General features: G+C 39.1%; 6 protein-coding genes. All 6 read left to right on the top strand.

Annotation, left to right across the window (positions count from 1 at the left end; genetic code table 11):
• Nucleotides 1-135: 135 nt before the first annotated feature.
• The gene (locus DWZ44_RS17705; RefSeq protein ID WP_003061815.1) at nt 136-555 is read left to right on the top strand and encodes an RNA polymerase sigma factor; all 420 of its coding nucleotides are present in this window, start codon (nt 136-138) and stop codon (nt 553-555) included.
• Between the two features lie 3 nt (nt 556-558).
• Entirely contained in the window at nt 559-813 is a 255-nt protein-coding gene (locus DWZ44_RS17700) for a helix-turn-helix domain-containing protein (protein WP_002322727.1), read from the top strand.
• A gap of 373 nt (nt 814-1,186) precedes the next feature.
• A complete protein-coding gene (locus DWZ44_RS17690) occupies nt 1,187-1,390 on the top strand; it encodes an excisionase (protein WP_002322728.1) in 204 nt (67 codons plus the stop codon).
• A 77-nt stretch (nt 1,391-1,467) separates the two neighbouring features.
• On the top strand, nt 1,468-2,658 hold the full coding sequence (locus tag DWZ44_RS17685) for a site-specific integrase (RefSeq protein ID WP_003062094.1): 1,191 nt from the start codon (nt 1,468-1,470) through the stop codon (nt 2,656-2,658).
• A gap of 922 nt (nt 2,659-3,580) precedes the next feature.
• Nucleotides 3,581-6,127, top strand: coding sequence for an AAA domain-containing protein (locus DWZ44_RS17680; protein WP_158565961.1), 2,547 nt, complete (start codon nt 3,581-3,583; stop codon nt 6,125-6,127).
• A 53-nt stretch (nt 6,128-6,180) separates the two neighbouring features.
• A complete protein-coding gene (locus tag DWZ44_RS17675; protein ID WP_117805421.1) occupies nt 6,181-7,200 on the top strand; it encodes a virulence RhuM family protein in 1,020 nt (339 codons plus the stop codon).
• The last annotated feature ends 324 nt before the right edge of the window (nt 7,201-7,524 follow it).

Genomic DNA, 7,524 nt, shown 5'->3' with positions numbered 1-7,524 from the left:
GACCGCAAAAGCGGTCTGCTATTTGTCAAGGTACTCGTATTCTACCGTTTACTTAAATCACACCTAGCTGTCCTTATATGGTGCGGAAAGAGGGATAAACACTTTTCAAATCATAAAGGAAAGGAGGTGAGATTGATGAAACCGTCTGACTTCCAGAAAACAGTTCAATGTCGTTTTGAAAGTTGTTTAAAGAAAGTTGTCCGTAGTGTCGTGAAAGATTATTACAAGGAATTAAACCGTCGTAAGAATAAAGAAATATCTTTCAGCGAATTGCCAGATGTCCTTGTTGATAAAATGGCTGTTTGGGACGACTACGAAACAGATTATACAATCTTTTCAGTATGTGGCATTGATATTCGTGTCCTTGATGATGAATTGGCAGAAGCCTTGAAGAAACTTCCAGAAAGAAAACGCAATACTCTGTTGATGTATTACTTCTTGGAAATGACAGAAAGTGAAATTGCCAACTTGCAGAAAATCACGCAAAGCGGTGTATTTAGAAACCGACATCACGCTTTGGAAACTATGAAAAAAATACTCAAGGAGGAACATTAGAAAATGAAACAGTTATTTAAGAAACCGTCTTATTACTTGATTTCATCAGCTATGGACGGAAACGAAAAAGCGATTGAAAAATTACTGGCATTTTATGACCCTTACATATCAAAGTGCTGTTTGCGTTCACTTTATGATGAATACGGCAATGTTTATATCGTTGTAGATATGGAATTAAAAGGACGTATCAGAGAAGCACTTATCAAAATGATTTTAGGTTTTGATATTGAAGATATGGACTTAGAACCAGAAGAATAAGCAGTTTTTAGCGGAGCATGATTTAATATCCCCCTCTTTCCTGCTCTGCCACCTGCTTTTATATGAAAGCAACACGCTTTCACCACAGCTCTTTGACAACTGAATAAAGCAGACAGATACGTTTGTGAGATGGCGAGCCACGGGGACTGTACGCCACGACCTTTTCAAAAGAAAGCGAGCGACCCACGCAGTGATCCGAGAGCGACTGTTGGAAAAGTTGTTTTGCCACGACCTATCCTCACAGAATAATGATACGTCCGCATGGTGCGGTTCTGCCCACAAGAATGGGAATAGTTGAGATACTAATGGAGCTTTCCAAAGCCGTCTGCCTGCTTGTAAAAAACGACACACAGTAAAGGGGGGTGCATAGATTATGAACAATACTGATGTGCCTATTTGGGAAAAATATACGCTGACGGTTGAAGAAGCGTCCAAATACTTCCGCATTGGCGAAAAGAAATTGCGTAAATTAGCCGAAGAAAATCTTGACGCTGGCTGGGTTATCGTGAACGGCAACCGTATTCAGATTAAGCGAAAACAATTTGAAAAAATCATAGATACATTGGACGAAATCTAATGTCATTGAGCCGTAGATATGGTATAATAAATATAGCGTATCACGGCTCGTTCCATGACGGAAAGGAGCTTTACACTATGTCTAATGTAAAACGAAAAGACAGTAAAAATCGCAATTTGCGTAATGGAGAGAGCCAGCGAAAAGACGGAAGATACGTTTATAAATATACCGATATATACGGAAAGCCACAATTTATCTATTCTTGGAAACTTGTACCGACAGACAAGACACCTGCTGGAAAGCGTGATGATATATCGTTGAGGGAAAAAGAAACACAGATTAAAAAAGACCTTAACGACGGTATTGATACAGCAGGCGGTAAAATGACAGTCTGCCAGCTCTACGACAAGAAGAACAGCCAAAGAAAGAACATCAAGAGGGCTACTGAAAAAGGACGACAGTATCTTATGAACGCTCTGAAAAATGACCCATTGGGTATGAGGGCGATTGATACTGTTAAGCAGTCGGACGCTAAAGAATGGGCTATCAGAATGAGCGAAAAAGGATACGCCTATAAAACGATTGATAACTACAAGCGTTCCTTGAAAGCGTCATTTTACATGGCGATACAAGACGACTGTATCAGAAAGAACCCGTTTGAATTTAAGCTAAGTGATGTTCTGGAAGATGATACGGAGCAGAAAGTTATCCTTACACCAGAGCAGGAAGAACGCCTGCTTGCCTTTATGGAAAAGGATAAGATTTACAGCAAGTATTATGATGAGGTTGTGCTTCTGCTGGAAACGGGACTTCGTATTTCTGAATTTTGCGGACTAACGACGCATATTGATATGCAGAACAGAATACTCAATATAGACCACCAGTTATTGAAAGACAGCGAAATCGGCTACTATATTGAAACGCCAAAGACCAAAAACGGAAAACGAGAACTTCCATTGACAGAACGGGCTTATCAAGCAATCCAAAGAATACTAAAGAACAGAGGAAAGGCACAACCGTTGATTGTAGGTGGTTATAGCAATTTCCTATTCTTGAACCGTGAGGGCTTACCTAAAGTTGCAGGAAACTATGAGGGCATGGTGCGAGGACTAATTAAGAAGTATAACAAGTATCACACGGACAAGTTACCGAACATCACACCACATTCATTCCGACATACTTACTGTACGAATATGGCAAACAGAGGAATGAACCCAAACACCCTGCAATATCTTATGGGACACGCTAACATAACCATGACACTTGGCTATTATGCACACGGTACATTTCAATCTGCAAAAGCAGAACTGGAAAGACTGGCTTGTTAATATCGGAGCTTATATTTACTACTCATTTACTACTTTTGGTTGCATTTTCATGCTGGTAAATGCCAGCTTATGCAAGGTATCTTCCAAAAAGAAAATACCGATAAAGCCCTAAAATACGGGATATATCGGCATTTACCAACTTATGAAAAGATAATCAGAAATTTAGTAAGTTTTTCTGCATAAAATTGAGAAAAAGAAATGGAATCGACGGCAAAAAGGAGGAGTCGTTGTCTATTTTGATATTTTTAAATTTCAGGAAGTTGTGGACATACTTCATGCAGAGTATGGCTTGGAATCGACGGATGAGGATATTCGTTTCGGAGACAAGTTCAGTTTCGCGCTGTATTTCGATAAGAATCTTAATTTTCTGGAGGATATGACATTCTTTACAGAAAGTGCTTACATACGGAAATTCAAAAAAGTTCCCTATGAGAAAGAGTTTCGGGAATTTGAGAAAGATTTTAAAAATCAGCTTGCTCAGGATTTTGATGAGACAGCAGGGGATTCGGCGAAGTTTAATGCTGCGATGCAAAAGGAACTCCTGCAACATGAGGTTGATATAATAAATTGCCGGATGAAGATTCTGGGAAATATCGAGACTGAAGCGACGAATCTGCATTCTTTTTTCATCGATGATCTGGAAAAAGCAAAAAAAATCGAAACGGTTAATTTGAATGCTTATTTGTATGGAAATAAAAAGGAACGCATGAACCTTGACAGCAAAAAAGATTCAGTGAATTTTCATCCGCATCTGTTTGAACAAATTCTGCAGCCGAAGAATTATCCCCTGGGAAGGTTTCCAAGCAATACGACATATGCGCTTTCTCTGATGCAGCAAGTTGCGGTAAACTTATCCATCGGCTTTGACAACAATCAGATGGGAAGTGTCAACGGTCCGCCTGGAACCGGAAAAACGACGCTTTTGAAGGACATATTTGCGCAGTTAGTGGTACAGCAGGCGTATAGTATTGCGAAACTTTCGGACCATTTTATCAAAGGAACAGAGAAAACAATTTATTTTAATCATGCATCGATTGGAGAGATCCCGGAACATATTATCGAAAATAATATCGTGGTTGCAAGTTCGAATAATGGTGCGGTTCAAAACATTGTGAACGAACTTCCGTTGAGTAAGGAGATTGACAATTTTCTAATCGATGAACTGAAAGAAGCGGACTATTTTTGTGAGATATCGAATGCGAAGGTGTCGGTAGAGTGGTTGGAAGATGAGAACGGGAAGAAAAGAGAGGAACTGGTAAAAGAATCTGTTCCGGGAGAAGAAAAGTTTTGGGGAGTATTTTCACTTGAAGGTGGAAAAGCGAATAATATGAGCAATATCCTCACGAATATGAAGCATATCCACAAATATTTGGAAGAAGATTATCTGCCGAATCAAGGTATATATAAACAATTTCTGAGTCATTATGAGGAAGTAAAAGCGATTCGAACAAAAAGGCAGGAATTTGCAGATAGCGTTCGGATGTATCAGGAATATACTCAAAAGATGGAACAGGTTCGTGGCAGCTATCAAGAAAAATTAGAGAAGAAAGAGCATGAATTGTGCGTAGAACTTAAGAAGCTTGCAGAAAATAAACAGGAATGCGGGCAGCAGTTGGAACAGTTACATCTCAGTTTGAAAGAGGTACAAAACAGGGCAGAAGCTGTCCGAAAAAATATGGACAGTATGAACCAGTGCCTTCAAGTACACAAGGAGCAACGTCCTTGCTTCTTTGCGGGAAAGAAAAAGAAAGAGGAATATAGGAGCAGATTAAATGAGATTACGGATCAGTTAGTAAAATTAAATGATGAAGATATAGAATGCAGGGAACAGGAGAAAAAAATTAATGAAAATATTCATTTGCGGCAAACAAGGCTGAGTAAAAGTAATGAAAAACAGGAGAAGCTTAAGCAGGAGTTTAACAGTTGGAAGACGGTGGAAACAGGTAAAATTTCAAATTTGGAGAAAAGAGTCCGCGAATATGAAAATATAAAAAACGACAGTAAGACAGAACCGCTGAATATGAATCAGGAGTATGAAGATTTACAGATATCAAACCCGTGGTTTGACGAAGCGTATCGTGTCGCACAGTCAAAATTGTTTGTTATGGCATTACGTGTTCGAAAACAATTTCTTTATGAGAACAGAAAAAATGTAAAGGCGGCCATTATCGTCTGGGATCAGCAGGAGAAGTATTTGGATCGAAAGCATGTGATTGAGGCGGCATGGAACTGGATTAATATGACAATTCCGGTGATTAGTTCTACGTTTGCCAGTTTTTCGCGTATGTGCAAAAATCTTGGAGCTGAGACACTGGGGCATCTTTTTATCGATGAAGCAGGACAGGCGCTGCCACAGGCGGCTGTCGGTGCAATCTATCGCAGCAGGCATGTAATGGTGGTCGGTGATCCGTTGCAGATTAAACCGGTTCTTACGTTGGATTCTAATACCCTATATATGTTGGGGGAGCATTTTGGAGTGACAGAAAAATATTTATCTGCATCTGCATCCGCACAGATTTTAGCAGATGCGGCAAGTCAGTACGGGTTTTATCGAAAACAGGACAAGGCGGAGGATTCATGGGTTGGAATTCCGCTATGGGTGCATAGAAGATGTCGGTATCCGATGTTTACAATTTCGAACATGATTTCCTATGACGGATTTATGGTGCAGGGAATGGAAAAGTACGGAAAAGCAGACTGGTTTGATGTTGGTGGAATGGCGAACAATAAATATGTCGAGGAACAGGGAGAATTCCTTTTGCATAAGCTCAAGGAGATGATAGATAAAAATCCGAAAATCTTAGATAAAAAAGAAAAAGATGTGGTTTATGTAATTACACCGTTTTCCAATGTGGCATATCAGCTTTCTCAGAAATTACGGAAAATTCACTTTACCCGATATGATGAACAGGGAAAACCGACAAATGTCGGAACTGTCCATACGTTTCAGGGGAAAGAGGCTCCAATCGTATTTTTTGTACTCGGTGCCGACAGGCAGAGCAGCGGAGCGGCACGCTGGGCAGTAACCGAAGCGAACATAATGAATGTTGCGGCGACGAGGGCCAAAGAGGAGTTTTATATTATTAGTGATAGGAAATTGTATCTTGGGCTTGGGTGTGATGTTGCAACAGATACGGATCGGATTATCAGAGAATATAAAAATCAGTATCTTGTGGATGATCATGCACACAAGAATGAGTTGCGCATGCAGGTTGACGAGACACGGACACTCATTATTGATGCGGATTTTAGACGCATTACAGGAACGGTCAAATATGTTGGAAAGGGAACAGAAAGTTTTTATGCCTATGTAGTTGGTGCTGATGGAAAAGAATATTCCATTACCGAAAGTATTTATTCTAAGACAGAGAGTGCAATAGAAGTGATTCAAAAGGGTAAAAAAATATCTTTTATTCCAGGAGAAGGGAATAAGAAACTATTTGCTACAGAGGTGAAGATAGATGTTTAATTAAGAGAGAGGTTATCGGGAATTTAATGGAACGGTAAAGGGAGGGGTAAAAGATGGAGGATCAAAGAGACAATCCTAATATTATTGGGAGTGAAATCATCATATATCAAACGGAAGATGGATATACAAAAATTGACGTTAAATTTGAAGACGAGACCGTTTGGCTTACACAGGCACAATTATGTGAGTTGTATCAGACAAGTAAATCTAATATCAGCGAGCATATCAAGCATATTTTTGAAGAGGAAGAATTGGATGAAGAGTCAGTTGTTCGGAAATTCCGAACAACTGCAGCTGATGGAAAAAACTATAATACAATTCATTATAATCTTGATATGATTATTTCTCTTGGATATAGAGTGAAATCCAAGATTGCTACAAATTTCCGTCGGTGGGCTGCTGAACGATTAAAAGAGTACATGATAAAAGGCTTTACAATGGATGATGAACGGCTAAAAAATCTGGGTGGGGGTAATTATTGGAAAGAGTTATTAGACCGTATTCGGGATATTCGCTCATCTGAAAAAGTGATGTACCGACAGGTACTTGACCTTTATGCAACAAGTGTTGATTATGATCCCAAGAGTAGTGAATCCATTGCATTTTTTAAAATGGTACAAAATAAATTACACTATGCAGCACATGGACATACAGCAGCAGAAGTTATATACGAGCGTGCGGACGCCAGTCGGCCTTTTATGGGATTAAAAAGTTTTTCTGGTGATTTTCCTGTATTGAAAGATATCAGTATTGCCAAAAATTATCTCAATGATGAAGAGTTAAAGATCCTAAATAATATTGTATCGGGATATTTTGATTTTGCGGAGATTCAAGCTATGCGTCACAATCCCATGCATATGGAAGATTATGTGGAACACCTTGATAATGTTTTGAAAACTACAGGTGAAAAAGTGTTGCAAGGAGCCGGAACGATTAGTCATGCACAGGCAATTGAAAAAGCAACAGAAGAATATCGGAAATATCAGGTGCAGAACTTATCGCCGGTTGAAGAAGAATATTTGGAAAGCATTAAAAATATTCACAGTACAGTAAAGAAAAACAGTAAGAATTAATTTTCATAAAAGAGATTTTTAGAAGTTGGTAAAAATACGAGTTTGGACAATGATGAGTATGTCGAGACGGTCTGTTTGCTGTCAAGAAAATAAAATCAAGTACTGAAAAGTAGCGTATTTCCGAGCTTTTTGTAAGGTTGGTATCATCAGAGAAGCCTTGCGGAAAGCTCGGTTTTATTATATGGAAACATATCTACTTTTTGGTCTGATTGGAGAAAAAGTGGATGGCCGGAAAATTGCGGTAGGGTTTAGGCTGTGGATTAGATGTTAGCGAGAGTATGAAACTTTTTCTGTAAAATAGTGTTTAAAAGGTTCTTCTATGAT

Origin of the sequence: Blautia sp. AF32-4BH (assembly GCF_003460565.1) — a bacterium.
GTDB classification, from domain to species: domain Bacteria; phylum Bacillota; class Clostridia; order Lachnospirales; family Lachnospiraceae; genus Fusicatenibacter; species Fusicatenibacter saccharivorans.
The sequence above is the reverse complement of the archived record's forward strand: the minus strand, read 5'-3'. Positions and strand labels throughout refer to the sequence as shown.

What these genes read in the sequence shown, in the direction of transcription:
- DWZ44_RS17705 (WP_003061815.1), top strand. Translation starts at nt 136, where the DNA reads ATGAAACCGTCTGACTTCCAGAAAACAGTTCAATGTCGTTTTGAAAGT.
- DWZ44_RS17700 (WP_002322727.1), top strand. Translation starts at nt 559, where the DNA reads ATGAAACAGTTATTTAAGAAACCGTCTTATTACTTGATTTCATCAGCT.
- DWZ44_RS17690 (WP_002322728.1), top strand. Translation starts at nt 1,187, where the DNA reads ATGAACAATACTGATGTGCCTATTTGGGAAAAATATACGCTGACGGTT.
- DWZ44_RS17685 (WP_003062094.1), top strand. Translation starts at nt 1,468, where the DNA reads ATGTCTAATGTAAAACGAAAAGACAGTAAAAATCGCAATTTGCGTAAT.
- DWZ44_RS17675 (WP_117805421.1), top strand. Translation starts at nt 6,181, where the DNA reads ATGGAGGATCAAAGAGACAATCCTAATATTATTGGGAGTGAAATCATC.